This is a genomic window from Rhizobium giardinii bv. giardinii H152 (assembly GCF_000379605.1).
Classification (GTDB): domain Bacteria; phylum Pseudomonadota; class Alphaproteobacteria; order Rhizobiales; family Rhizobiaceae; genus Pararhizobium; species Pararhizobium giardinii.
The window spans coordinates 41531-68323 of sequence record NZ_KB902685.1 but is presented as its reverse complement, the minus strand read 5'-3'; the positions used below and the strand labels follow the sequence as shown (position 1 = coordinate 68323).

The following is a 26793-nucleotide window of genomic DNA, read 5'->3' as shown; positions in this document are numbered from 1 at the left end:
TCGTGCTTGAGCAGCCAATCGATTTCTCCGCTTTCACGGGCGATAAAACCATCAAGGCTCGTTGCAATAAATACGTGTCCGGTGATCATCCTAAACCCCACTATTTATACGACGTATAAATAGCGAAGTTCGAGGTATGTCAACGGGCTCGGCAACGAACCTCGGGACGATCGAGAAGAGAAATTCAAGCTGACCTATATTGCTGCGTATCGCGACGAAGCGGACTTTGAAAACCGTCGAGATGGCCGCTGTCATAGGTGAGCGCCGTTTCGAGGAGGCCGGGTTTCTATCCGTAAGGTCGGGCCTCCATGAGCGCTCCGGACGGCATCGTATTAACCCAACGATGAACCGGGACGCGCGTGAATGCCGTCCAAACGAACGAGGTCGACCGCGATGTCCCCCCGGCGTTTCACCATCGACGCGATGGATTCCTCCTCCATGAGCGTGAATGCGGTCGAGAGCGCATCCGCGGTGGCGGCTTCTTCGGCGACGACGGTGATACGTTTGTAGAGCGACGGCACGTGGCCTTTCCGGGGATCGAGAATATGACCGAAGCGTCCGGCCTGGTCGAAGTGGAAGCCCGAGGCGCTGGACGTGGCGACGGCCTTGTTCACGATTTCTAGGACGTTGTCGGGACGACCCGAGTCCTGGCTCTCGGCGAGTCCGATCCGCCAGGGACTTCCGTCTGCCTTCGCGCCGATAGCACGATCCTCTCCCATGTCGACGAGGCTGCTCGTCACGCCGGCGTCGCGCAACATCTCGACGATCCTGTCGGTGATATAGCCCTGAGCGACTCCATTCAGGGTGATCGCCATCTTGGAGCCGATGACTATCCGGTTCCGATCACATTTGACCGCGCCGAAGTCGACCAGAGAGAGCGTGTCCGCGATATCACTGCGAGAGGGGCCTGCCGCATCGGCGTCAGGCATTCCGAAGTGTTTCCTGTAAAGCGCCCACAACGGCTGGACGCTTGGGTCGAACGCGCCGCCCGTGGCTTCCCAGTAGCCGCGGCTCGCCTGAAGAAGCGAAACCAGCTCGATGGGAGGGGCGACCAGGCCGCCGATCCTGTTGAGCTCCGCAAGCGCGGAGTCTTCCCGATAGAGGCTGAAGACCGACTCCAACCGCGAGACTTCAGAGACGATCCGTTCGATCAGCCGTCTGGCCGCGGTCTCGTCCCGGTGGTTCAGGATCAGTGTTGCAGGAGCTCCGAGTGCCTGTCCCGTCCACATAACGGAACGCCCAACCGACTTCGCGCCAGTAAGCAGCGGCAATCCGGCGGCGGCGGCCAAGATCGCGATGGCCCGGCGGCGGGTGTAGGTCTTAGCCATGTTCGTGCCCCTTCACGTCTTCCTGCTCCGAGACGGGCGCGCTGTCATTGGGCTTTTGAGTTTCACCGCCGCCGAGGACGTAGTCGCGTGGAACCTCTTCGAACGACACGACTTTGCCGCCGTTCTCGCCAGCAAAAATGTCTGCGGCTTCGCGGGTCGAAAACGGAACGGCCTCATCGGCACCCATCCCGCTGCGGAGAGCGCTGCCGATCACGTAGAACGCCTTCTTCGCATCGATCCAGTTTTTCGCACCCGGCTTTTCCCAGCTCGGAGCCTTGCCCATGTCGGACACGTAGACCGCGGCGAAGTCCTTTGGCTCCTCGGGAAGCATGGTGAAGGCCAAGGTGTCGCGCGCGGACGAGAACCAGATGGGTTCGCCGACCTTCGCATCGAGGATGACCTGGCCTTTCGGTCCCGCATGCTCGAGGACGTTCATTCCGCAATATCTGCCGATCGCTTCTGCTGTGAGGGCGAAGGGCGCGGGCGGAGGCGAGCTCTTCTCTCCCTCGCATCCCGCGATCATGAGAGCGGACACCATCGATGCCAGCGTCAGGAATCGTCTCATAGCTCTCTCCTCGAGAAAGTGGCCGCGGCCAGCACGAGCGGGCCAATCGTCCACGCGCACAGAGCGGCGATAAGTATCGTGGCGTTGAGTGCCGTGTGTCCGGCAATGCCGCCCATTCCGGAAAGCGCGCCTGCCTCCCCGGAACCAAGGTTGAGCATGCGGTATGCGTCGGTCGGGTTCAGGAGCAGAAGCGTGTCCAACAATCCGGCCGGCAGGGCGTGACCTCCCGCCGCGACCAAAGCTCCCAGGAGGGCCATGTCGTAGATGAGGACGAACAGCAGCCATATTCCGATGGATATCCCCCCGGCCGTGCTGCGCTCGCGGACACGCGCGCTGACGAGGTAGCCGATCGCGATGAACACAGCTCCCAGAAGGACAGACGAGCCGAGCATGGAGACGAACGAAGCCCAGCTCGCGGCGTCGATCTCGGTTCCCGTCGCCGCCAAGGCGACGGCGGCAGCGCCGTAACCGAACAGCGTGGCGAAGGCGAGAATGGCAAGATGACCGAGGAACTTGCCGAGGATGACCTGGTTTCGGCCGATCGGATAACTCAGCAACAGGAGCATGGTCCCGCGCTCCATCTCTCCGACGATCGCATCGTGAGACAGCAGCAGCGCGATGAGCGGTACCAGGAATATGGTCAAGCTCGAGAGGCTAACGATGACGATGTCGAGCTGGTTGACGCCGACGTTCCCCGTCGGTGCGCTTCCCAGGAACGACAATGTCAGCGCGAGCGCGGCCAGTAGCAGCGTCGTCGCGAGGACCCAACGATTACGGAGCCCCTCGCGGATTTCCTTTCGGGCGACGATCAGGACGTTATTCATTCGGCGGCCCTCTTCGTGTTGAGGAAATGCGCATAGAGGTCGTCCAAGGTGGGCTCCATCACATGCAACGCGGCGATATCCGCGGGATTTGCGGTCAGCGTCTTGAGCAGCGTAACCTTGTCTTCCATCGCGACTTCGGTCTCGACCATGTCGTTTCGTGCGCGCGACCATACCGCTCCGCCCGAGTTCGAGTTTTCGGCTGACGCGCCATTCGATAGCTTCAGGCTGATGCGTGTTGGAAGGCGGGCGAGTCCTCGCAGGCTGTCCAATGTCCCGTCGGCGATCTTGACCCCCTGGTTGACGATCAGGACACGGTCGGCGCGGTCCTCGAGCTCGGTAAGCGCATGCGATGACAGGAGGATCGTCGTCCCCGTCGAGCGCAAGTCGTCCAGCAGATCGTAGAACCTGCGGCGCAACGCGGGGTCCAGCCCGCTTGTCGGCTCGTCCAGGAGCAGCACGCGCGGCTGACCCAGCAAAGCCTGCGCGAGGCCAAGGCGCTGGCGCATGCCCTTCGAGTACGTGCGCACCGGACGGTCCGCCGCTTCCGCCGCCAATCCCACGCGCTCCAGCAGTTCCGGAGCACACGAGAGATCGACCCGTTTGAGGCGAGCATAGAACGCCAGTGTCTCGCGGCCAGTCAGCGCCATGTGGAACGCGACGCTTTCGGGCAGATAGCCGAGCCTCTGGCGGACGCCGAAATCCCCTCTCGCGGGGTCTTCGCCGAGCACCTTCACGCTGCCTTCCGACGGACGTATGAGGCCGAGCAACAGCTTCACGATCGTCGTCTTGCCGGCCCCATTGTGGCCGACCAGGGCGACGGTCTCGCCTTCGTTGAGGGTGAACGACACGTCCTTAACGGCGGTCACGTTGCCATAGCTCTTCGCGACCCCGGTCACGACGACTGTGGGCTTTGTCATTGAAGCACCTCCTTGTGCGCCGGAGGTGCCATCAGCGGATGGCTGTCTATGACGCCACCTGGAAGCAATGCCGGGAATTGGGCCTGCGCCCATCTGATGACTTGAACCGCCGGGCTCGTGGTGAGTACCTTCGCCTGGGGCGACGTCCACAGCACCTTGTCCATCAGGTCGTTCGGTCGATACGGATTGTCGCCGATTCCGTCGCCATCGAGATCGAAGGCCTGGTTGTCGCTCCAATAATTGCCGCGGCCGTCCACCGACCAGTCGATGTAGCGGGTGCCCGCGTACTTGACCTGGTTGCGGTTGTTGATGAAAGCGTTGCCGCTCATAAGGTTGCCTTCCGATCCGGCGGTGAAGTGTATGCCGATCGCGCAGCCGTCGAATTCGTTGTCGAGGATGCGGTTCTTATTGGCATTGTAGATGAACACGCACTTTTCTGGACCGAGACGGAAACCGGATTGGTCTCCCTCGTCCTGCGGCGCGCTGTCGTCCATCGGCATTTCCTGGCTCGATGCCCGAGTTCCCGCCAAAGTCCAGCGGCTTTCCGGCTGCAGATGCCCACGCACGATGTTGCCCGAAACAAGCGAGTTATTCGCAAAGTTCAGCAGGAGACCGTGGTCGCGATCGCCATCCGAGATGTTGTCCACGATCTTCAGTCGGCTCGAAAACATGATCGCATAGCCGACGAGGTTTCCCGTCGACACGTTGCCCCGTATTTCGCTGTCGTTCGTGTACATGTAGTGGATCGCGAAGCGGACATTGGTGAAGCGGTTCCCGCTGAACACATTGCGCTTGCTGGCGATGGTGGCGATCCCGTCCCGCCCGAAACTTATTTCATTCTCGATAACTCTGGCACCGGGCGCATTCCAAACCGTCACGCCGTTTCCAGACTCGCTCAAGCGTCCGTCGGACAGGCCGATGATCTTGTTGCGGCGGACCATGGATTTGGCAGCGCCGTGGATATAGATGCCGTAGAGATTGCCCGCCACGACGGTGTCCTCGATCAGGGCGGCGGTCGCGGCCTCGGTGGCGAAGACTCCCGAATCCATCGCTTCGAGGTCCATTCCTGAACCGCTGATGTCAACACCCCGGAGGACGACGTCCGGGGCGTCGATGGTGACCACCGTTCCCTTGCCGTCTCCGATGATCGAGGCCCCGGGGTCGCCTTCGACCGTCAGCGTCTTCTTGATAACCACGCGCCCCGGATATTTGCCGGGACGAAGAATGATGCGGTCGCCGACGGCGGCTTGCTCCAGCACGGCTGCAAGCGTCTGCCGATCAGAGGGCGAGACTATGCGGTCCGCGGCGATCGCGGCCGAGGTGATGGCGGCCCAAAGGGCCACCATCGTTATGGCGATTGAGCGCAGCATCACGCCGCCTGCGGCTCTACGAGCATGCGGCCCTTCATCTCCATGTGCATCGCATGGCAGAACCACGAGCAATAGTACCAGTAGACACCAGGTTTGCTCGCCTTGAAGGTGACGGAGGCCGTCGCCTGCGGGCCGATTTCCATGTTGATACCGTAGTTGACGATGGCGAAGCCGTGCGTCAGGTCCTCGACCTCGTCGATATTGGTGACGTAGACCGTGACCTCGTCGCCTTGCTTGACGCTGAAAGTTTCCAGGCCGAAGGCGGGAGCAGACGATGTCATGTATACCCGCACCTTGTCGCCGTCGCGAATGACCTCGGAGTCCACGAGCAGGTCGATATTGTCCTTCTTCGCCTGTTCGACCGCGTCTGCGAACATTGGGTCATCGCGCTTCCAGATGCTGATCGGGTTGATCTTAGAGGCATGTACGATCGTCGCGTCGTGCGGCTCGGCGAACGTCGGGTTGTCATGGACGAGCACCATCTCATCGCCGGAAATGTCGATCAGCTGATCGCTCTCCGGCTTCAACGGACCGACGTTGAGGTAACGATCCTTGGAGAACTTGTTCAGCGATAGCAGCCATTTGCCGTCCGCTTCCTTGGTTTGGCCCATGGAGGTGTGGTTGTGGCCAGGTTGATAGCTGACGTCCAGTTTCTGGCGGATGGGATCGACCTTCTCGCCGTTGAATGCGCGGATCGCGTCCTCGATGTTCCACTTGCAAATCTGGCTGTCGAGGAACAGCGTCGTGTACGCGTTGCCGCGGCCGTCGAAGGCGGTATGCAACGGTCCGAGACCCAGCTGGGGTTCCGCGACCACTGTTTCGCGCGGCTTGATCTTGTCGTCGAACAGGTCGTCGAACTTGCGCACGTCGAACACCGTCACGGTCGGCGACAGCTTGCCGGCGGCCATCGCGTGGATGCCGTCGGGAGCTGTGTTCATGCCGTGCGGGCCGTTCGATACGGGGATGTAACGGGTGTACTTTGAACCATGTCTTCCGTCGACGACCGGAACCCCGCCCATCTCCTTGAAGTCGCCGTTCTTGACCGCTTCCTCAATGCGCTTGATGTTGAAGACGACGACCCAATCCTGGTCCTTGCCCATCATCTGCTCGAGATTGACGCCGTTCTCCGAATTGTAGCAGGTCGCGTAGCAGTACTTGCCCTGATAATCGGCGTCGACGTTGTCGAGGTTGCCGTCGACGATGACCTGCCAGGCGACCTTCATGGTGTCCCCATCGATCGCGCTGAACACCGAACGGTACTGCTTGGGATCGTCCAACACCTTACCGTCATTGGGGATCGGCACACCATCCTCGCCGTTCGCGAAGACGTAGCCGGTCCTCGGATACTTCTGGACGCGAAGACCGTGGACCGTATGCTGGTTCGGCAATTCGATTATCTTGTCGCACTTCATCACGTCGAGACGGATGCGGCAGACCCGGGTGTTGGCCTTGTCGTTGGCGAAGAGGTAGCGGCCATCGTAGGTGCCTTCGGTGAACGACGGATGCGGATGATGGAGGTCGCCGTTGTGGTAGACGCCGCCCTTGTCCTTGAGGAATTCGACGGACGTGGGGAGAAGACCCTCGGTCAGAACCTTCCGGCTTTCGTTCGTCTGTCCCCAACCGGTGGCGCTGCAGCGGTTGAAGACCGGGATGCGCATGATCTCGCGCATCGAGGGAATGCCGACGATGCGGACCTCGCCCGACTGGCCGCTCGAAAAAAAGGTGTAGTATTCGTCGAGTTCGCCCGGCTTGATCTCATAGTTGAGCCCAGACTTGGTAGCCGCCTTCGCGGCGGTTGCGAAGCCGCCGGAAACGGTCAGGGCACCTCCGGCGGTTGCCACGCCAGCAACCGCCGCCGCCGCAGTCGTCCCCAACAGCTGCCGTCTGTTGAAGCGAGGCTGTGTTTCTTCGTTTGACATGTTTCTCTTCCTTTGTTGCGGCCGGACCGGATGTCTCGCTCCGGATTAAGAGCGGGTTACAGGCTCGCCGTTGTGGGTGATCAGGGTCTTGGGAGGTTTTTCCCCCCGCGATTCAGGCGTCGAGAGCGCCATGAATTTCTCGCGCTTCAGCCGCTTTTGGATCATGTGCGGGCAGCGGTGATCGTCGTGGTAGAGTTCCTGGCAGTGCATGCAGTAGATGCACTCATTGACGTTGATCTGGCCTTCCGGATGGATCGCCTGGACCGGACATTCCTTCGAGCATCGCTGGCACGGCGAACCGCAGTCCGGATAGCGCTTCAGCCATTCGAACATGCGGATGCGTCCCGGGATAGCGAGAGCCGCCCCTAGTGGGCAGAGGTAACGGCAGTAGAAGCGCTCGATGAACAGGCTCGCCACGAGCAGTGCGACGGCGAAAATCACGAACGGCCAGTCTCGGACGAATTTCAGGACGATCGCGGTCTTGAAAGGCTCGACTTCCGAAAACATCTCCGCATAGGCCATCGAATAGAAGGACATGCCGAAGAGGCCGAGGAAGATGATGTATTTGATCGGCCACAGGCGCTCGTGCAGTCCCCAGGGCAACTTGACCTGAGGCACTTTCGCCCGTTTCGCGATGGCGCTCAGCAGTTCCTGCAACGCGCCGAACGGGCATAGCCAGCCGCAGAACGGTCCGCGCCCCCAGAACAGAAGCCCCGCGGCGACCGCGGCCCAGAGGATGAAGATCAACGGAGCGGCGAGGAAGAACTCCCAGCTGAAATTGGTGACTAGGGCGCTAGTGAAGGTCAGGACGTTGACGACCGAAAGCTGAGCGCCCGCGTACCAGCCGAGCCATACCAAGGTGAAGACAAGATAGCCGTTCCTCACCCGAGCGAAGAGCTTGGGACGCTTGACCAGCCAGTCCTGGAAAAAGAAGATCGCGGTCAGCACGAATAGCGCGGCGACGGTGATCGCGATCGACACCCGGTCCATGTTCCAGATACGCATCCACAACGGCTGTTCGTCGGAGGCGGTTTCTTCGACTGTCGGTTTATGCGTCTTGGCTTCGGGAAGAGCGCCCTTCGCCACCGTGTAATAGCTGGAGGGAAGCGTGTAGCCGAGATTGAACGGCAGCACCGCCTTGTCGCGCGCGCCGACGCTGCGTTGGACGAGCAGCTGAAGCTCCCAAGGCTCGGTCACGTCGAATGCGAAGTCGGTCGGCACGACGAACACGCCTATGTCCTTGAGGTGCGGCGCGTCCGACGGAGCGAAGGCCGCGATCCTCGTGTGGTTCCTGTCGCGGAACCGTACGCCCTGCTCGTTCTGAAGCAGCTCGATCCGGTCGAATATGCCACCGCGGACATAAGCCGAACCCTTGAACGAATACGCCCCGTCGCCTCCGATCAGGATGGCTGATTGTCCCGGCTTCAAGTTGGCGATCAGACGCTGATAGGCGGCTTCGCCGAGAAGGGATTTGCCAATCGCCGGCACGCTCACAGGCGCGACGTAGAGGTCGATGAACCTGTCGCTCGGATTCGCCGTTTCCGGACGAGCTCCCGCATCGGGGTGTTTCGCCTCCGCGAACGCCTTCGAAACTTCGCCCACCGTGAGACGCAGGCTGCGGATCGAGCCGTCGCCTATCAATGTCTGCCAGTCGCTCACCTCGTCCTTCGAGAGATCGATTTTGTGGATTTCGGGTGCCGCTTTGACGTCCGGCGCTCCGCTTTCGTCCAGCCGTCCGCTTCGAATGAGCCTGACGGCCGACCGCACGACGCTATCGCCCATGACAAGCACGGTCACGGTCGCACCGCTGACGATGTCGACCTGCGGCGGGCGTTCGTCACCCGCCGCCACGCGTCCCAGGTCCTTGCCGATGATGGAGTTCAGGGCAGCGACGACTTTCGCCTGTGGAATGCCGATGAGGACGATCGGCTCGTGATGCTCGACGAGCTTGAAGCCGTGGATGACGCCGGAAGGATCGATGCCGACCGCGATGCGGATGGGTTTGCCGGAATAGCCTACGGACGTTGTGAAATCGGAGTTGAGATAGACATATCCGGCCAATTCTTCGCCGCGGTACACGGGCGCGATCGGCGGTTCCCCCAAAAGCTTGCCGAACCTGTCGGCTCTCTTGAAGAGTTCGGAGGGCTGGACTTTCGCGAGATATGTCGACAGCAGGTCGGCGGCCGACGCAGATGGTGCGCCGACGGACGAAATGCACAGCGTCGCCAGCATCAGCAGGCTCGCGATCCATATCGTCGGTGTCTTCCCAGAAAATCGCATCGGACCCGCGTCTCTCCAAACTTCATTCAACGTGAGCCTGAAATTTAGTCACGTTGGGCGGACCGTCTTTGTCTCAGGACAAGTTTCCGGCGGTTAATATCTGTCAGAAGTGATGTCGCTGAACGACGGAACGGGAGTGTGCGAAGATGTCTGCAATGAACTCGGAGCCATGGAAATTTGCCTCTCTGGGCGCGTTGCTGGCGATTGCCCGCGCGACGGAGCAGGAGGCGATCGACGGCTATGTCGCCCTAAGCAAGCGCATGACCCTGTTGGGTCGCCTCGATCTGGCGCAGGTGTTCGATTCGCTGGTTCTGGAGGAGACGGGGCATCTGCACCAAGTGCAGGAATGGCGTGAGTCCGCCGGGCAACTTCAGGCGACGGTCGAGGTCGATTCACCTGAAAACCTGTACGACGACGAAGGAGCAGGATTGATCGCGCCAGAACTGTTGAGTGCCTACAGGGCCTTCTCCATGGCGGTTCGGAACGAAGAGCGCGCCTTCATGTTTTGGACCTATGTCTCAGCAAACGCGCAATCGTATGAAATCAGCCAGGCGGCAGAACGCATGGCGCGAGAGGAACTGGGGCACGTTGCCAAACTGAGGCGGGAGAGACGCAAAGCATTCCATATGGAGAAAGCGAAAACCCAAGATAGCGGCGAAACCGACCTGAGCTCGTTGGAGGCGACGCTCTCCAGGCAACTGGACAGAATGGCATCGGACATCGCGTCGGGTACCCTTGCAGACGACCTGCGCCGTCATGGTGAGGAGGCGCGGGCAAGGTCGGATTCTATCGCACAAAATCCCTTTGACATCGGTTCATCGCGAAGGATCAAGACCCCGACGCCCGCCGACAAGGCTTTGCCCTTGAGCGAGCTTCTGCTGGATTACTATCTCGACATCGGCGATCACACCACAAGCGAACCTGACGCCGATCGCGCCCGCGGGTTTGCAGCGCAATTGATCCCCTGTCTTAGAACCGTCCGTATCTTATAGACGGCCTGATTGGCACCGGAGCAACTGTTCGGCGGTCGTCACGCCAAAACTGGTTTGTGGAAGCACGCAAGCCCTTGGCGCGACTGTTGGTGTTCGGCGACGACGCGCTCCCGAAGCGGCAGTGTCCCCAGATGCCGAGGACCCGCATCAGGAAATAGCTCGACGACAGGCGGCAACAATACGGTGCCGTCGTCCCTCGTCGCCCATGCGGCTTTCTCCTCCTCCCAGACCGACCAATTGCCTAATGCGCAACCGATGTGTCGAGGTCTTGGCATGGGCAGGCCCCAATTGCGCCGCTAGCTCTCCGCCGAATCCCCGGAGCCAAGTCGCGAGGAAAGGCTTCACGTCGTCGAATGTCACCGCGTCAGGGTGCCGAGGCAGGCTCGACGTCGAACCGACGAGCCGGTGCCAGAACTTGCCGACGGTTTCCTAACACAGATACGCCGAATTGATTGCGGGACTTTAAGCACTTCCTCATACTCAAGCCCCCGATCAGGGACATCCTTGACGTCCCGCAAGCTTTGAAAACAATTGGCGTCGGATGACGACCATCGAGTGCCGGCCTCTCACCCGCCCGAAAGCAATCTCACCTTGCCTCTGAGCTTCACCAGGTCGAAATCCGTGACCAGGATGTCGATATCGACGTTCCATTCGCAATCGCACGGAGCCTGGATGTGCTTGGCGCTCCAAAGGCCCGAAGGCGATTTGCGGATCGGTACGTCGAAGGGAGCGATCGCGCCATCGGCCGCAGACATTCGCAGCGTGATCTCCCGCGCGTCGAGCGGGTCGAAATCGGCCGTCGCGAGCGAAACCTCGGCGTCGAACACCAGGTCCGGCCGCACTTCGAACGCAACGGTGGCCATGGCCGCGGTGTCGTGGACATGTAGGGACGTCTCAACTGGTGCGCTTAGGGCGAGCGCGCGGGGCGGCGGCGTGAACCTCCAGACGGACGTGACACCGAAGACGAGCAGGACAAGCACGATTTCCGCGGTTACCATCCCCCTCATCTTCCGCGCTGCAGATAGGCTGCCTCGCACGACGCTTGATGTCAGGAACAGGCGGTTCCACGCGCCGAACACCAGGGCGGTGGCGGCGACAGCGAGTTTCAAAACGAGGACCATCCCGTAGGCCGTATCCCAAAGAGCCGACGGCGTTCCCACCTGGAGAAACCCGAGATAGCCGCCTGCAGCCGCCATGGCGGCGATCGACCAGGGAATAGCGGTCGAAAACCTTCGCAGCGCATCCTTTCGGTCATCGCCGCCCAGGGCGCTCCGTAGGCCGGGCAACGCACCTGTCCAGAAGCAGACGGCCATGACATGGACCGACACGGCCGTGAAGGACACCCATCGAACCCCCGCGCCGGACGCGTGTCCGGTCATGGCGAAAGCGACCCCGAGCAGCACAAGGGACGTGATCGAGAGCGCCCTGCCCCTGTTCGGATGGAATGCTGCAGCCAAGGCCAGGCCAAGCGACAAGATCACGGCTGCTACGGAGCGAGTGAGGCTGCTGTCTCCTGCAGCCGCCCAAACCTTCGGCGCGGCCAGTTCCATCAGCGACCCGCCAGTCTGTTCGACGCCGAGAAAGCCGACGAGCAAAACCCCGCACGCGGCAGCGACGAACAGCAGCCAAAGCGCCATGCGGCCCGGCCGCCCGCCGGTGATCCAGATGGCGAAGAAGACGCCTCCGACACCGAGAAGGCATGCGGAATAATAGATGAACTTGGTCGTCCAGATAACAGTCGGGATCGGCCATCCGCTGCTCGTCACCACCGGAAGGCCGTTCGCGGCCGAGTTTCCCACCGCGAATACGATCGCGGCGGCGACGGGATGCCCGTCCTCGGACAAGACCTTCCAACTGAAGGCGTAGATGCCGTCTGCGAGCGGGTCATTCAGTTCGACGCGGACCTCCTTGCCGGAAACCTTCGCGGGCAAGTCGACTACCTTGCCGTCACGCCCGGCAATCGTCGCATCGACGCGGGTGACCGCTTCTGAAAAATGGAGGGTGAGGTTATTCGGTGCGGAGACGAGGCGCTGCCCTTGCGAGGGCGACGAGGATACCAAGACCGCGTGCGCGTGCGCGGCGTTCGGCGAGAGCGCCAACCAGACAGTCATAGCCGTCAGGAAGAGGATGGCGCAAACCCATCGAAGGCGGGCAAGTCCGAACATGGCGATCATGCCCTTCCCCCGATTGGTCGATCACTTCTCGATGACGGTCAGCGTCGGAGCAGGGTGCGCGTAGTCATCTGCGGTTTTGCCTTCGGCCGGCACCTCAATCCAGCGCGTCGTCGCACCACCCACGCACTCCTGGACAACCGGAAACGCCACAACCTGGCCGGGCTTGAACGCATCGGTGATGTAGGCGCGGAACACGAACTCGTCGTATTCGTCGTCACCAAGGTTGCCGCCGGACCACGTCAACTCGCGCACGCCGCTCGTTTCCTGCTCGCCGTAATGTTCGTAGGCCTTGGCGTATTCACCGAGGGTCTTTTCGATTTTCCAGCCAGGCTTTGGCATCGGCTTGACGGATATGACGCCCTCGGGGAGCCGCACCCTTACCGCGATGGTCGACTTGCCGTCGCAGCCATGCGGCACGCGGAGAACGGCCTTGTAGTTGGCCCCCGTCTTCGCGGTGTTGGTTTCCAGGGAGACATGGGCCATAGCGGGAAATACGCAGACTGCGGCGAGTGTGAGCGCGGCCATCGACGTTCTGATGATAGACATTGCTGTTTCCTTCTGTTTCGTCGGAGACCGCCGAGGAGGCGCTCCGAGGGGTAAATCGACGATGACGATGTTTAACCGCGCCGGACGCGCGCCCACTTTGTCCTGCGTCAATGAACCGGCGGTTTGGGGAGGCTCGACCTGTCGACGTACCGTTTGATCTTCCGTAGAGCGGCCGATCCAAATGACGAACCGCAGCGAGACATCGGTTCTGTGTCGGCAAATCGCGCCGAGGACGGGCTTCGGCAACTTGCGATCTGTTTCGCGACTTCTTCTCCCCAGATTAGCTTACGGCGACTTCCGGGCAAGGCCTCGAAGTGGGCCAGCGCCCTCGGCTTCGTTTTCGGTTTGGCAATCTGCGCTCTCCACTTCACGGCGATGAGTGCCGCAGTGTTCAGGACCGACCCTACCGTGCAAATCTCAGATGGAAGCCTGTCTGGATTCGTTCTCGGCATATCAGTGGCTCTTGTGACATCGTCCATCGCCATATGCAGTCTCGTCGTCGTGCGGGCGGCGAGCCCATGGATGTCACGCTTCACGCGACGCCTATTCACGCGAGCGCCCCCTTGCAGCTTGTCGTCGAGGTTCGCGACGTTCGAGACCAGAAACGGGAGCGCGAACAGATGGCCGCGCTTGCCAACCATGATACGCTCACCGGACTTCCGAACCGTAGATTGCTGGACGCCGAGCTGAGTCAGGAGACCGCTTCGGGTCGAGAATTCAGTTTGCTTTGGATTGATCTCGATCACTTCAAGGAAGTCAACGACACACATGGACACGCAATCGGAGACCTGCTCCTTCGATCGGTTGCAGATTCCGATCCGTGCTCGACGACCATCATCTGCTCGCTCGCGTCGGCGGAGACGAGTTTGTGGTTCTGTTCGGGCCGCTCCCACACCGATCTGACGCTGCGGAGCGGCCGAGTCCCTCTTTGCGTCGATGGCGAACCCGATCCGGGTTGACAATCAGACGCTGACCGTGGGTCTGTCGATCGGTTTGGCATCATAACCTGTCGACGCCGATTCGGTGGATGCCTTGATGCGGCGTTGTACGAGAAAAAAAAGACAGGCCGCAGCCGTTTCATCCTGGCCGCTTGAAAATGAGATTCACCGAAGCCCACTCCGAAACGGCGTGGACAACCACTACTTCAAACAGTTCGCGCGCACGCTCCCGGCAAGCTCGTTCCCCTAATTTTGCGTAGGCCACCATGAGCCGAGGATTTCGACATGGACTACGACTGGAATGGAACGCGTACGCGGCGTTTGACCCGCCTCAAAGTTTCCGTTTGCTTCGCGATTACCTCCGCCGCGGCGTGGGGGATTTGGCACCTGATGATCTGATGGACCCTGACTGATACGCAGCCGCCGCTTTGATCAGTTTCAGGCGACATGTCGGCAGTGTTGCGCGATGATCTCGTGCATAAGTTCCGGTGATAGGGTTTGGTGACCCAAATGGCCGTTTCAGGAAGATCGCCATCTTGAGGTCTTGCGGCACCCGACGCGACGACGACGCAAATAATATGCGGCCAGCGATCGACGACCTTCCGCGCGAGCTCGAAACCGCTGATCGGGCCAGGCATTTATACATCCGTGAACAGCAGTTCGGTCGATGGATGGTGCGTCAGGAATGCGTATGCGTCCTCCGCCGTGGTCGCTTCGAACACCGCAAAGCCTTCGTTGGTCACCATGTCTGCAGTGTCCATCAGAATGAGCGGCTCATCGTCCACGACGAGGGCGATCGGTTCACGAAATTGCGAGGATTCTCGGCGGTCCATGCCCCCAAAGCTTCAGAGACCTGAAAAGTTCCCCCAGCGTTGGATAGAGAATCCCACACGATCGACCAGAAGCGGGACCATCGTCGCGCCTCTATTTGCAGGATTTTTCAAGACCGGCCATGACGCCGTCGGTCGGCGAAACCGCTTCTGTAGGCCGTCCTGGACAAAAATCTCTGATCGCGAAGATGTTTGTCTTGCGTCAAAGATCGTGCCCCTCGCTCCTGTAGGTTACCGCCCATGAATTCAGCCATCTTCGCGAAAAGGAGCAAGAAATGAAAAAACTGGCAACCACCGTCCTCGGCGTGACTTTCGCCCTGGCTACCATGGCGCCGTGCGCCGCGGCCGCGGACTTTGAGGTCCATATGCTGAACAAGGGCAAGGACGGCGTGATGGTATTCGAACCTGGCCTGACCAAAGTGGCCAAGGGCGATACGGTCACGTTCATTCCCACCGACAAGTCGCACAACGCCGAGACCATCAAGGACCTGATCCCGGAAGGTGCCAAACCCTTCAAGGGCAAGATGAACGAGAAGCTGACCGTCACTTTCGACACTGACGGCGCGTACGCGATCAAATGCGCACCGCACATGGGCATGGGCATGGTGGCGCTGGTCTTGGTGGGCGACGCTCCTGCCAACATCGACGCCATCAAGTCCGCGAAGCTGCCAAAAAAGGCGCGCACACGTCTCGACGCTGACATCGCTGGAGCGATCTAAGCAGCGCCCAGGCCGATTGACGCCCGCGCACCTCCCTGCGCAGACGTCTTCTATTGAACTGGCTTTTCACCAGCTCTCGCGTGACATCGTCGCTTCCCACATGATAAGCATTCCGGCGATCGGACACGTGGGAAATGGATTCAAGCGGATGATGTCGAGCAGTGAGAGCGGGATTGCCCGGGCATCGTCGGATTTCGTCCTGCGCAAGTCTTGGCTCCCAATCCACGCATACATCTTCGCGGTCTCGACGGTCCTTCTTGCCTTCGTGCTGCGCTACTTCATGATGGGCTTGCTCGATGACCGCGCCATCTACATCCTTTTCGTGCCGCCGATCCTTCTTGCCGCGGTGACTGGCGGTTGCGGTCCCGGGTCTCTGGCGGTCGTCCTTTCCGTCTCTTCGGCGGTGTATCTGAGATCGATGACGCCGGGTGGCGTTCAGGTCCCCGAATTGCTTGTGTTCGTCCTCGTCAGCGTCGCGATCGTCGTCATGGGCGAGTTGCTACGCGCTGGGCAAAAGGAAGTCTCCGAAGCCAAGGAGGCACTCGACACGCGGGAGGCCCACCTCAGGTCGATCCTGGACACCGTGCTCGACGCCACGATCGTCAGCGATCAGGAAGGGACGATCGTCTCCTTCAACGCCGCCGCGGTCAGGCAGTTCGGCTATTCGGAAGGCGAGGTGGTCGGTCAGAACCTGAGAATGCTCATGCCGCAACCGTACCGTCACGAGCACGACGGCTACATGAATCGCTACCTGACGACGGGCGAAAAGCGGATCATCGGCGTCGACCGCGTGGTGGTGGGACAGCGCAAGGACGGCTCGACGTTCCCGATGAAGCTGGCCGTCGGCGAGACGAAAACAGGCGGCCGACGTTTCTTCACCGGATTCGTGCGCGACCTCACAGAACGCGAGGAAACAGCCGCACGCCTGCAGGAAATCCAGACCGAGCTGGCACGCCTTGCCAGACTGAATGAGATGGGGGAGATGGCCTCCACCCTCGCCCACGAACTGAACCAGCCGCTCTCCGCGATCGCCAACTATGTCCACGGCAGCGCGCGCCTCGTTCAGGAGTGGGAAGGCGAAAAGGCGGAGCGGCTTCGCGACGCGTTGAAGGAAGCGGGCGAGCAAAGTATCCGTGCAGGCCAGATCATCAAGCATCTGCGCGAATTCGTCACCAAGGGCGAGACCGAAAAGTCCCCCCAGAACATCCGCCAGCTCGTTGAGGAAGCCGGAGCCCTGGCTCTCGTCGGATCGCGCGAGAAAGGGGTGCGGACCCTTTTCGATTTTGCGAGTGGCGTGGAACACGTGATGGTCGACCGCATCCAGATTCAGCAGGTGCTCACCAATCTCATGCGAAACGCCGTGGAGGCGATGAAGGACGCGCCGGTGCGGGAGCTGCGGGTTGGAATCAGGCCGTCCGGCGACGACGATGTGATGATCGTGGTCGAAGACTCCGGGCCGGGCATTTCCGACGATGTCGCCGATCAGCTTTTCAAGCCGTTCATGACGACAAAACCCGGCGGCATGGGCATCGGCCTTTCGATTTCGAAACGGATCGTCGAGGCTCATGGAGGTGAGATGACGGTATCCAGAAGCCAGTTGGGCGGAGCATGTTTTAGCTTCACGTTGCCAGCATTCGATGAGGAAGACGATGACGATCGATGACTTCACGGTACATATTGTCGACGATGAGGAGGCCGTTCGGAAGTCGCTGGCTTTCATGTTGACCATGAGCGGCCTGGGTGTACGAGTGCATGAATCGGCGACGGCGTTTTTGGCCCTCGCCCCGAACCTCCGGCAAGCGGTCCTTCTCACGGACCTCAGGATGCCCGACATGAGCGGCGTGGAGTTGATCCGCAAGCTCGCTTCAGTGGGCGTCGCCATTCCGCCCATCGTCATGACCGGCCACGGCGACGTGCCGATGGCCGTCGAGGCGATGAAGGCCGGAGCCGTCGACTTCATAGAGAAGCCGTTCGACGACACCGTGATTATCGAGGCGATCCGAAGGGCATCCGAACGCCTGGGCGATCGGGACGCTGGAACCGAAAAGACCGACGAGATCAGGAGCCGCCTGGACACGCTGAGCGACCGGGAGCGTCAGGTCCTCGCACAGGTCGTGACCGGTCAACCCAACAAGGCGATCGCCTTCAACCTCGAAATCAGCCCTCGCACGGTGGAGGTGCACAGAGCGAACGTGATGACCAAAATGAAGGCGCGCAGCATTCCTGAACTGGTTCGAATGTCGCTCGCCGTCGGCTTCGCAGCCGCTGAAAACCTTCGCCGGAGTTGATCCAGAACAAGGCCCGAGGCCTCATTCGTGCGATTAGATGGTCTGGCGCGCTGATGCGCTACCAACGCTCACGGGTTCTAAAGTTGCCGCTCGCACCTACCATCGTTGCTATCGCCAAGGACTCGGCCCTGCTCCGGTCGCTGGCGTTCGCGCTGGAAGCGCACGGATATTTGGTGAAGCCGTTCCGGTCGTGGAAATCGGCCAAGGACAGCACGCGCGGCGCGTTCTGCGTCGTCCTTGACGACAACCTCCCCGCTGCTGACAAGGTGGCATGGCTCGCCGACCGGGAACCGGGCGTGGGGACAGTGCTCCTCTCCGAGGACGATCTCGAGCTCGCCGGGCGCGATCCGGGCGTGATCGTGTTGAACAAGCCGCTCGCAGGCCCTGATGTCGTGACCGCGCTCGCGATCCTCAAGGCGCGTGCTACGTAGAAACCCGTAGTGGTACAACCGAATTTCGGCTCAATGTGCATTCGGGCATGATTTCCCCATAGACATCGAACGGGGACATTTCCATGTACGCTTCTGCTTCAATTATTTCGCGGGATTTGCAACCGCCTCGCGCGCTGCTCGCCAAGTCTTTCACGCGCCCGCGGCCCGTAACGCTCCACACTCCTGGCACAGAAATCTACGCGCAGGGCGAAACGGCTGGAACTCTCTATCGAATCGAGTTCGGCGCAGTGAGGATTTGCAGATTGCTGGCCGACGGCCGCAGACAGGTCGTTGCCTTCCATATCGCAGGCGAAACATTCGGCTTCGAAGGCGGAAAGGTTCGCAGCTTCTTCGCGGAGTGCATCGTGTCCACCGGGCTCACGACCGTCGAAATCGATCGCGACGGCCGCTACTCTCCCGAGCTCATGGAACTCGCCCTCAAGGAAATGATCCGCGCCCAAGAGCACCTTCTCGTAGTCGGAAAGCAGTGCGCCCTCGAAAAGCTGGCGGTCTTTCTCGTCGACCTCGCCGAGCGCCAAGGTGGTCTCGGTTGCATTGACCTCCCGATGACGCGCACCGACATCGGGGACTACCTCGGAATGACGATCGAAACCGTTTCGAGGAATCTCTCGAAGCTGCGCTCAGCGGGCGTTCTGCGTCTTCGATCCAGCCGCTCCATCGAAATTCTGAAGCCCCAAAGACTGTACTGTCTCGCCAGCAAGCTCTAAATTGCTGCATGAGGAAGGCCACCATGGACGCCGTCCCGGTTAGAGCGCGGAATATTGGTCCCGAACTGGGACGTATTGGAAAGGCTCGATCGCCATCTTCTGTAGCGAGCTCAACTCTTGTAAAAGGATCGCACAACGATTGTTTGCTTTTAGCGCTCCAGAATGCCCGCGATCCTAACCAGATCTGCAACTGACGATGCGCGCATTTTCCGCATCATGTGACCGCGGTGAAGCTTTACGGTGGCTTCCGCCAGTTGGACCTCAGCCGCAATCTGCTTGTTCAGCTTTCCGGCGGCAACCAATGCCAGAATCTGCCGCTCACGCTCGGTAAGTTTGGAATACCTCAGACGCAATGCAGCCGTCTGATTGGCCTCTTCACGTCGAGCGCTATCACTTGCCAAAGCACGGTTCACCGCTTCGAGCAAATCCTGCTCCCGCACCGGCTTGGTAAGAACATCGATTGCACCGGCTTTCATTGCCCGGACAGCCATCGCGACGTCGACATGGGCGCTGATCAGGACCACCGACCTTGGATGTCTGCTTTTCGCCAGCGCCTCTTGAAACTCCAGACCGCTCTGGCCTGGCAGACGGATATCCAGAACAATACAACCTGCCTGGTGCGGATCGTCCGCAACAAGGAACTCCGACACCGAGCCGTGGGTTTCGGTGGCAAGACCAACGGATTCGAACAATCCCTTTAAAGCTTCTCGAACGCTTTCGTCGTCATCGATGATGATGACGGTCGGCCGGCCTCTTTTGCGGTCATCGATCATCTGCAGCTGTAACCTCCGCCATCGGCAGTGTAAACGTGAACACCGTGCCAACCTGACTGTCTGCCGTAGAAGCCCAGATCCGGCCACCATGGGCTTCGACAATGGAACGGCATATTGAAAGCCCCATCCCAATGCCATCTGCCTTCGTGCTGTAGAACGCTTCGAAAACCCGATCCAAATCGTCGGAAGAAACGCCGCGCCCCGTATCCGAGACGCTCACTTTCACGAATTGGTGCTCGTCCTCGGCGCATCTGATGCCGATACGCCTTTCTCCTGAAGAAGTGGCCATCGCTTCGGCGCTGTTCATGACCAAATTCAGAACGACCTGTTGCAACTGGGTTCGATCTCCAATGACCTCAAGAGACCGTAGCGGAAGATCGAGATCGAGTTCGATATCTCGATGACGAAGTTCCCCTCGCAAAAGATCCAGCACGTGATGCAAGGCGCCCTTCAAATCGGTTTGCTCCATTCGGGCTGGTGATTTCTGAGCCATTGCCCGGATACTCGCAATGATGTCGCCGGCGCGATGACCATCCTTGACGATCCTCTCGGCCGCGAGCCGGGCCTGCTCGATATCAGTGTGTCCCGGTTGTAGCCAGCGCAGGCACGTGCCGGCATTTGTGACGATTGCCATTAGTGGCTGGTTTACCTCATGGGCGATCGAAACGGCAAGTTCACCCGTGGCTGTCATACGCGTCACATGCGCCAGGTTGCTCTGGCTTTGTCTCAAGGACTCTTCCGCCCGCTTGCGATCCTCAATATCGACGACGACGCCGTACCACCGCACGACATTCCCATCCATATCCAGAAGGGGGCTTTGTCGGAGGTTGAACCATCGATATTCGCCATCCGCACGTCTGATGCGAGCGTCTACCGGACGACTTTTTTTCGTGGCGACGATATCGTTCCAGGCCACACGCATCGGCTCGACATCATCGGGATGAAACATTCGATAAAAGCCGAACCCTACGATTTCCTCGACGGGTAGGCCGACATAATCGATCAGGTTTCGATTAAAATATTCAAGCCGGCCATCCGAAGTACAGGACCATGCCATCGCCGGTATCGTATTAATGATAAGACTGAGCTTGTGTTCGCTTTCCCTGAGCGCGGTTTCGCTTTCTCTTAGCGCATTCTCTGCGGCTTGCAGATCCTCGATATCGATATTGCAGCCGAACCAACGCACGACGCCGTTTGCATCGACCAGCTTGCGGCCTGAGAAATAGAACCAGCGGTAGTTGCCGTCCGCTCCGCGAATACGACCCTTCAAAACGGTATGGTCGGAATGTTCGAGATCTCTCTTCCAGATGTCGACCATACCTGGAATATCATCTGGGTGGTAAAGGTCGAGGAAGCCCCATTCGAGGATTTGGTCGGCAGGACGACCTGCATAATCCAACCAGCTTTGATTGACGAAATCAGCGCTGCCATCCGGTCGTGCTGACCATACAAGTACAGGCAAGGAATTGATGATGAGGCTCAGATTCTCTTCACTGGCGGCAAGTGCCGTCTTCGTCTCTTTCAGCGCATTTTCGGCCTGCTTGCGGTCTTCGATATCAAGGACCACACCATACCATCTCATGACATTTCCTTCGCAATCGAGCCGAGGCTTTTGGCGAAGCGTGCACCAACGATAGTGGCCGTCCGCGCGCCTGAGCCTGCCCTCAACCTCCCTCGCATTTTTAGAAACCATGATCTCATGCCATTCGGAAGCGAGACGCGACGTGTCGTCGGGATGGAATATCCCATAGAATCTCTCTCCGGAGATTTCCTCGAGCGGCGCCCCGATGAAGTCGAGAAAGTGCTGGTTGGCGAAATCCAGCATGCCATCCGATGTTGCCGACCACACCATTGCGGGGATCAGATCGATGATGGGATCGGTTTCCGGCTCTCTATCCACAACACTCTCCGTGCAGAGTTTGAGACGGAACCCAAAGACCCGGCCTCATTATCGTCCGCGGGAAATAGTTACGGGATTTCTGTTGGTTGCGTAAGGACAAATCGATATACCAAGGTCTACGTCTGCAATGCCATCGTCTAGTTGCGCGTGACCTAGATCGCAATTGTGAGCGATCACAAACTCGCCTACTCCTAACCATCGAAGCCCTTGATGAAACGCACGTCGGCTGTTCCACCGTTGCGTTCAAACCAGACATTTACGTGCATCGAAATTCCATGTTGCCGCAACATCCTGACCGGGGGCGACGGCCTGACACTGCTATCGCGACGGCTGATGTGCGGTCTGGACAGCCAGATCAGCCCCTATTCGACGCCAAATTTTGTTCATCTCGATTATTGGGAGACCATCATGCGTAGTTTGATCATATGTCTGATGCTAGCGGCCGCCAGCATGACTGCCCCGACAATCGCAAGCGCGGTTCCCGCGCACGCAACAACGGAAGATCGCAAAGCTCCGGCTCCCGTCCACTACCGTACCGCAAAAATTGACGGCCTCGATATCTTCTATCGTGAAGCCGGTCCGGCCGACGCTCCGGTCGTGCTGCTGCTCCACGGCTTTCCGACGTCCTCCCATATGTTCCGAAATCTGATCCCGCTTCTTGCAGACCGGTACCGTGTCATTGCGCCGGACTATCCGGGCTACGGGCAGAGCGCCTCTCCCGATCGCAGCACGTACGCCTATACCTTTGCCGGTGCCGCCGACATCATCGATAAGCTGATGGTTCACTTGGAGACCAAGAGCTACGCGATGTACGTCATGGATTACGGGGCGCCCGTCGGCTATCGTCTGGCGCTGAAACATCCGGATCGGGTCAGCGGCCTGATCATCCAGAACGGCAACGCTTATGAGGAAGGGCTGAAGGAATTCTGGGACCCGATCAAGACCTACTGGTCTGACGGATCAGACAAGAGCCGCGAGGCACTTTCCGGCCTCCTCACCCTTGAGACCACCAAATTCCAGTATACCGACGGCATGGAAGACGTGTCGCGCATAAGCCCCGACAACTGGGTTCACGACCAGGCTCTCCTGGACCGTCCGGGCAACAAGGATATACAGCTCGACATGTTGTATGACTACCGCACCAACGTGCCGCTTTACCCGGACTTTCAAAGCTTCTTTCGCGAGCGCAAACCCCCCACGCTGATTGTCTGGGGCAAGAACGACTATATCTTTCCAGAGGCCGGCGCGCATCCGTATCTCAAGGATTTACCGGATGCCGAGATCCATATCCTGAACTCGGGTCACTTCCTGCTCGAAGAGAAGTTGGACATTGCTGTTCCGCTCATCAACGATTTTCTCGATCGCAACATCGCAAAGAAGTGACCGTGATGCATGGTCGCCGGCGGTGTGACCGAGGGTCCGCCAAACCAAGGTCGCACCGCCGCACAGCGAGACGAATATTCCCGATTTTGGAGATCACCGTGCCGTACCACTTTTTGGAAGTTGCAATCACTCCGAACGTGCGGCTGGCACAGGCCGAGATGGGTGCGGATCAGATCTGGTTGGGTGACCACCATCGAGAGTCGGATAGATTCACCGAGAACGAGCTTGCCTTCATCGCTGCACGGGACAGTTTCTACATTGCATCAGTCTCGGAAACCGGTTGGCCTTATGTGCAGCACCGCGGCGGGCCCCGCGGCTTTTTGAAAGCCGTCGACCGAAAAACCCTGGCTTTCGCCGATTACAGGGGGAACCGGCAGTACATCAGTACGGGAAACTTTGCCGCAAACGACCGGGCCTGTCTCTTCTTGGTGGATTATCAGCGACGCGCGCGTCTCAAGATCTACATGTACGTCGAGAAGCTGAAGCTTGATGCCGACCCCGCACTGACCAACCTCGTTTTCGATGCCGGCTACCGCGCAAAGGCCGAGCGGATTTTCCGGCTCAAGCTGGAAGCGTTCGATTGGAACTGCCCTCAGCATATTACGCCTCGCTACACCGAGCAGGAAGTTGAGACAGCGGTAACGCCGTTGCGTGAGCGCTTGGCCCAACTGGAAGCGGAGAATGCAGAACTGCGCGCTCGGCTGACGAAACTTGGAGAATGATGATGGGCACCACAAGACCGCCTCTGCCGCCCTTTTCGATCGCCTCCGCACCGGAAAAGGTGCGCCTTGCCGAGGATGGTTGGAATAGCCGCAACCCTGAAAGGGTGGCGCTGGCCTACACCCCGGACAGCCAATGGCGCAATCGTTCCGAATTCATAAACGGCCGCGATGCGATCATCGCCTTTCTCACCCGAAAAGGGCAGTGTGAGCTCGAATACAGGCTGATCAAGGAGCTTTGGGCCTTTACCGCTAACCGCATCGCGGTTCGCGTTACCTATGAGTGGCGCGACGACAGCGGAAACTGGTTCCGATCCTATGGCAACGAGACCTGGGAATTTGAGGCCGATGGCCTCATGCGAAAGCGCTTCGCCTCCATCAATGACGTCCCAATCCACAGCCAGGATCGCCGGTTTGATTGGCCGCTCGGCCGCCGGGCGGAGGGCCATCCCGGACTCAGCGATTTCGGATTCTAAAGCGAGGACAAGATGAAACATCCGACCTATCACCGCATCGATATCGACGGCCATAAAATATTCTATCGACAGGCGGGCGATCCGAGGAAACCGACCCTTTTGTTGCTGCACGGCTTTCCGTCTTCAAGCCACATGTTTCGCGATCTCATTCCGCAACTCGCCGATCGGTTTCACCTTATCGCACCCGACATACCAGGGTTCGGCCAGTCAGAGGCGCCATCACGCGCGAATTTCGCCTATACTTTCAACAATCTCGCCGGCTTCATCCAAAGGTTTATCGAGGTCGTGGGCATCGAACGGTTTGCTCTTTACGCTTTCGATATAGGAGCGCCCATCGGGTTCCGCGTTGCAATGAAATATCCGGCGCGCCTAACGGCTATCATTTCTCAAAACGGCAATGCCTATGAGGAGGGACTGAGCGACGTCTGGAACCCGATCAGACGGTATTGGTCCGAGCCGACAGACACCAACCGGGATGCCCTGCGCGAGATCATGAAACCTGCCGCCATACGCTGGCAATACGAACATGGCGTTTCGGATCTGTCGAAGGTGTCGCCCGATGGCTATTCGCTCGATGCCTTCCACATGGCACGTCCGGATGCGGAAGAAATCCAGCTCGACATTGCGCTCGATTACGCGAGCAACGTGGCGATGTATCCGAAGTTCCAGGCGTATTTTCGCCAGCACCAGCCAAGATTCCTGGCAATCTGGGGCGATAAGGACCCATTCTTTCTGCCCGCCGGTGCAGAAGCCTTCAAACGGGATCTGCCGAATGCCGAAGTCAGGTTCCTCGATACGGGCCATTTTGCCTTGGAAACGCATTCGTCTGATATCGCCGCCGCGATTTTGAACTTCCTGCTCTAACTCCGCCCGCAACCTCAGCCTGCTTATCCCGTGGTGGACCTTGCTGCGGTGATGTCTGTTTGGCTTATCGATAGCTCAAGGACGCTGCCATGGATCACCCGTCAGCATCGCGCCTCGCCGTGCCTGAAGAAGATGTCATCGAAGCGAAAGCATTTATCGATCTGTTCATGATCGCTCCTCAGACGCTCGTAGACCATGCTGCGTTTCGCTGTATGCAATTGGGTGCAGGCTGCGCAATATCGCTGCCCAGTGCGCCTGCCATCGGTCTCAATCGTATCCTCGGCATTGCAGAACTCGACGACCTCGACACCGCCTACGCGTGGATGAGCAAGAAGGCAGGCCGCCGATTTTTGCAAGTAAACCCTAACGCGGCTCCTCAGCAAACGCGCGATTGGATACGGAAAAAGGGGCTTCTCCCCGAGGGTAACGGGTGGGCAAAGCTACGACGAGCCGCTCCTATCACGCCACTTACCCACACTGGAGATATCGGCACCCGACAAGTCAACGTCGCCGAAGCCAAGATTTTCGGTTCAATGATGTGCGCTGGATTTAACTTTCCAGCGAACCTAATGCCACTTTGGTCAGCAATCGTCGGCAAGGAAGGCTGGACCTGTTTCTTTGCCGAGCTGAAAGGAAAAGCAATTGCGACCGGCGCAATGTACGCGTCAAATGGCTGGGCGTGGCTTGGTGGTGGTGCAACGATTCCTGAGTTTCGCAATCGAGGTGCTCAGAAGGCCCTCATCACCGCGCGCCTGAACGAGGGCGCCACGCAGGGAGTTAAATCATTTGTCGTTGAAACCGCGCAACCGACGGCAAACGACCCGAACATCTCTCACGCCAATCTGATCGCGACTGGATTCGAACAGATTTACACAAGGATGAACTACCGGTTTTCGGATGTTTCATAAGGCACGTCAGACCGTTCGGGAAGCGCTTGACGGGATATGAACCGGGGTTGACACCCTCAATTTATTCAACTCTATGATAAACCTAGGGGCCATCAAGCTTTGTCAAACGGGCTCTAGTTCATGACCCTGCGAAACAGTCGAGCGAAGCGGCGAAACTCTACTCATTCGCGGCCGAAGCACAGCGTTTCTTCCTTTCCAATGGTGGCCCGCTTTTAGACCCCCATGGTCTTGATCGCGATGGGGACGGCAGCGCTTGTGAGTTCGGGCAAACTCTCCGTACCAGCGCCGCGAGATATTGGCCTAAGCCTGTCGCGTCTGCGCGGTTGTATGCACCGCTAACGACCTCTGGCCAGTGTTATGTAGGCCCGCGAGGAGGCACCTATACGACTACAGCTAGTGGCAACAAGAATTACGACGGTTGTTAGCGGCGGTCGCGTGGTGTTCTGTATCAAGCGCGGTGAAATAGCGGACATGGAATGAAAGAGGCATTCAGGACTTTGCGATCAGAAACGCGGACATGGGCTCTTCGTGCTTTGCGTCTGTCCAGCAATTAGCGCCGGGTGGCATGCTTGGTCGGTATATTCGTTATTCCTAGTCGACCGTGACAACTGGGCGAGACGCCGAGTGGTCTATGAATGCGCCGCGCGGATTGATAACACAGCACTGATGAAGCACGCCAATGAATACGGCAACATAAACGTTCGAGGCTTATTTTGCTCGGATCAAGACTTCTTGGTGTCGATGGCCGAGCTGGCGGATGTCAGAAGCGGCACGATGAGTTTCGAGACCATTTACCACCCGTATGACTCGCTTGGGACCCTGATGGCTTTCTTCGTCGCCACCGCTGGCACTTTGCTCTTGGCTGGAGTTTGCTTCGGCGCATTGTTGATAACGAGATGGATTGGGGCTGAGTGGTGAGAT

Annotated in this window: 25 protein-coding genes; 13 read left to right on the top strand and 12 right to left on the bottom strand. The window is 59.3% G+C overall.

Translation table 11 applies throughout. The annotated features are described in order from the left end of the window. Positions 1 to 332 precede the first annotated feature (332 nt). Genes A3AY_RS0120285 through A3AY_RS0120255 form a run of 7 tightly spaced genes read right to left on the bottom strand, consistent with a single transcriptional unit; the run spans position 333 to position 9203 of the window. Entirely contained in the window at positions 333 to 1328 is a 996-nt protein-coding gene (locus A3AY_RS0120285) for an FAD:protein FMN transferase (protein ID WP_018327506.1), read from the bottom strand. Next, a complete protein-coding gene (locus A3AY_RS0120280) occupies positions 1321 to 1893 on the bottom strand; it encodes a nitrous oxide reductase accessory protein NosL (protein WP_018327505.1) in 573 nt (190 codons plus the stop codon). Before A3AY_RS0120280 ends, A3AY_RS0120285 begins: the two co-directional genes overlap by 8 nt. Then, positions 1890 to 2717 carry an ABC transporter permease gene (locus A3AY_RS0120275; protein WP_018327504.1) on the bottom strand — a complete coding sequence of 276 codons (828 nt, stop codon included), beginning with the start codon at positions 2715 to 2717 and terminating at the stop codon, positions 1890 to 1892. The genes A3AY_RS0120280 and A3AY_RS0120275 overlap by 4 nt, the downstream gene beginning before the upstream one ends. Further along, positions 2714 to 3634 (bottom strand): ABC transporter ATP-binding protein, encoded by a 921-nt coding sequence (locus tag A3AY_RS0120270; protein WP_018327503.1) that lies wholly within the window; start codon positions 3632 to 3634, stop codon positions 2714 to 2716. The genes A3AY_RS0120275 and A3AY_RS0120270 overlap by 4 nt, the downstream gene beginning before the upstream one ends. After that, complete coding sequence (locus A3AY_RS0120265; RefSeq protein ID WP_026203646.1) at positions 3631 to 5004, bottom strand: nitrous oxide reductase family maturation protein NosD; 1374 nt, start codon at positions 5002 to 5004, stop codon at positions 3631 to 3633. The genes A3AY_RS0120270 and A3AY_RS0120265 overlap by 4 nt, the downstream gene beginning before the upstream one ends. Next, positions 5004 to 6923 (bottom strand): TAT-dependent nitrous-oxide reductase, encoded by a 1920-nt coding sequence (gene nosZ, locus A3AY_RS0120260; RefSeq protein ID WP_018327501.1) that lies wholly within the window; start codon positions 6921 to 6923, stop codon positions 5004 to 5006. Before nosZ ends, A3AY_RS0120265 begins: the two co-directional genes overlap by 1 nt. A gap of 45 nt (positions 6924 to 6968) precedes the next feature. Then, a complete protein-coding gene (locus tag A3AY_RS0120255) occupies positions 6969 to 9203 on the bottom strand; it encodes a NosR/NirI family protein (protein WP_018327500.1) in 2235 nt (744 codons plus the stop codon). Positions 9204 to 9349: 146 nt separating this feature from the next. Between A3AY_RS0120255 and A3AY_RS0120250 the strand changes: the two genes are divergently transcribed. Next, positions 9350 to 10195 carry a ferritin-like domain-containing protein gene (locus A3AY_RS0120250; protein WP_018327499.1) on the top strand — a complete coding sequence of 282 codons (846 nt, stop codon included), beginning with the start codon at positions 9350 to 9352 and terminating at the stop codon, positions 10193 to 10195. A gap of 566 nt (positions 10196 to 10761) precedes the next feature. Here the strand turns inward: A3AY_RS0120250 and A3AY_RS0120245 are convergent. Further along, the gene (locus tag A3AY_RS0120245; RefSeq protein WP_018327498.1) at positions 10762 to 12369 is read right to left on the bottom strand and encodes a copper resistance CopC/CopD family protein; all 1608 of its coding nucleotides are present in this window, start codon (positions 12367 to 12369) and stop codon (positions 10762 to 10764) included. 21 nt (positions 12370 to 12390) lie between these two features. Next, positions 12391 to 12909: a YcnI family copper-binding membrane protein gene (locus A3AY_RS0120240; protein WP_420830336.1), complete on the bottom strand. Its 519-nt coding sequence runs from the start codon at positions 12907 to 12909 to the stop codon at positions 12391 to 12393. Positions 12910 to 13433: 524 nt separating this feature from the next. Here A3AY_RS0120240 and A3AY_RS0120230 point away from each other — a divergent pair. Continuing rightward, positions 13434 to 13874: a GGDEF domain-containing protein gene (locus A3AY_RS0120230; protein WP_234913221.1), complete on the top strand. Its 441-nt coding sequence runs from the start codon at positions 13434 to 13436 to the stop codon at positions 13872 to 13874. A 617-nt stretch (positions 13875 to 14491) separates the two neighbouring features. Here A3AY_RS0120230 and A3AY_RS37115 read toward each other — a convergent pair. Then, positions 14492 to 14686: a response regulator gene (locus A3AY_RS37115; RefSeq protein WP_018327494.1), complete on the bottom strand. Its 195-nt coding sequence runs from the start codon at positions 14684 to 14686 to the stop codon at positions 14492 to 14494. 323 nt (positions 14687 to 15009) lie between these two features. Here A3AY_RS37115 and A3AY_RS0120220 point away from each other — a divergent pair, with 323 nt between their 5' ends. The 5 genes from A3AY_RS0120220 (at position 15010) to A3AY_RS0120200 (ending at position 18849) form a co-directional block, all read left to right on the top strand. Beyond that, on the top strand, positions 15010 to 15402 hold the full coding sequence (locus A3AY_RS0120220) for a pseudoazurin (protein ID WP_051108380.1): 393 nt from the start codon (positions 15010 to 15012) through the stop codon (positions 15400 to 15402). Positions 15403 to 15550: 148 nt separating this feature from the next. Further along, a complete protein-coding gene (locus A3AY_RS0120215; protein WP_018327492.1) occupies positions 15551 to 17065 on the top strand; it encodes a PAS domain-containing sensor histidine kinase in 1515 nt (504 codons plus the stop codon). Then, positions 17058 to 17690: a response regulator FixJ gene (gene fixJ / locus A3AY_RS0120210; protein ID WP_026203642.1), complete on the top strand. Its 633-nt coding sequence runs from the start codon at positions 17058 to 17060 to the stop codon at positions 17688 to 17690. The genes A3AY_RS0120215 and fixJ overlap by 8 nt, the downstream gene beginning before the upstream one ends. A gap of 53 nt (positions 17691 to 17743) precedes the next feature. After that, positions 17744 to 18121, top strand: a complete 378-nt coding sequence (locus tag A3AY_RS37110; protein ID WP_154663312.1) for a hypothetical protein — start codon at positions 17744 to 17746, stop codon at positions 18119 to 18121. A gap of 83 nt (positions 18122 to 18204) precedes the next feature. Further along, positions 18205 to 18849: a helix-turn-helix domain-containing protein gene (locus tag A3AY_RS0120200; RefSeq protein ID WP_026203641.1), complete on the top strand. Its 645-nt coding sequence runs from the start codon at positions 18205 to 18207 to the stop codon at positions 18847 to 18849. Between the two features lie 149 nt (positions 18850 to 18998). On the opposite strand, the gene A3AY_RS0120195 is transcribed toward A3AY_RS0120200, so the two are convergent. Together A3AY_RS0120195 and A3AY_RS0120190 are read right to left on the bottom strand one after the other, a co-directional pair. Continuing rightward, positions 18999 to 19622, bottom strand: coding sequence for a response regulator transcription factor (locus A3AY_RS0120195; protein WP_018327488.1), 624 nt, complete (start codon positions 19620 to 19622; stop codon positions 18999 to 19001). Beyond that, positions 19612 to 21522: a PAS domain-containing sensor histidine kinase gene (locus A3AY_RS0120190; RefSeq protein WP_018327487.1), complete on the bottom strand. Its 1911-nt coding sequence runs from the start codon at positions 21520 to 21522 to the stop codon at positions 19612 to 19614. The genes A3AY_RS0120195 and A3AY_RS0120190 overlap by 11 nt, the downstream gene beginning before the upstream one ends. A gap of 408 nt (positions 21523 to 21930) precedes the next feature. On the opposite strand from A3AY_RS0120190, the gene A3AY_RS0120185 reads away from it, so the two are divergent. The 6 genes from A3AY_RS0120185 to A3AY_RS0120160 all read left to right on the top strand — a co-directional run bounded on the left by A3AY_RS0120185 (position 21931) and on the right by A3AY_RS0120160 (position 26790). Next, a complete protein-coding gene (locus A3AY_RS0120185) occupies positions 21931 to 22905 on the top strand; it encodes an alpha/beta fold hydrolase (RefSeq protein WP_026203640.1) in 975 nt (324 codons plus the stop codon). A gap of 98 nt (positions 22906 to 23003) precedes the next feature. Continuing rightward, positions 23004 to 23627: a pyridoxamine 5'-phosphate oxidase family protein gene (locus A3AY_RS0120180; protein ID WP_026203639.1), complete on the top strand. Its 624-nt coding sequence runs from the start codon at positions 23004 to 23006 to the stop codon at positions 23625 to 23627. A gap of 2 nt (positions 23628 to 23629) precedes the next feature. Beyond that, on the top strand, positions 23630 to 24100 hold the full coding sequence (locus A3AY_RS0120175; protein ID WP_026203638.1) for a nuclear transport factor 2 family protein: 471 nt from the start codon (positions 23630 to 23632) through the stop codon (positions 24098 to 24100). A 12-nt stretch (positions 24101 to 24112) separates the two neighbouring features. Further along, the gene (locus A3AY_RS0120170) at positions 24113 to 24964 is read left to right on the top strand and encodes an alpha/beta fold hydrolase (protein ID WP_018327483.1); all 852 of its coding nucleotides are present in this window, start codon (positions 24113 to 24115) and stop codon (positions 24962 to 24964) included. 89 nt (positions 24965 to 25053) lie between these two features. Beyond that, on the top strand, positions 25054 to 25872 hold the full coding sequence (locus tag A3AY_RS0120165) for a GNAT family N-acetyltransferase (protein WP_018327482.1): 819 nt from the start codon (positions 25054 to 25056) through the stop codon (positions 25870 to 25872). A 624-nt stretch (positions 25873 to 26496) separates the two neighbouring features. Then, the gene (locus A3AY_RS0120160; protein WP_154663311.1) at positions 26497 to 26790 is read left to right on the top strand and encodes a hypothetical protein; all 294 of its coding nucleotides are present in this window, start codon (positions 26497 to 26499) and stop codon (positions 26788 to 26790) included. The last annotated feature ends 3 nt before the right edge of the window (positions 26791 to 26793 follow it).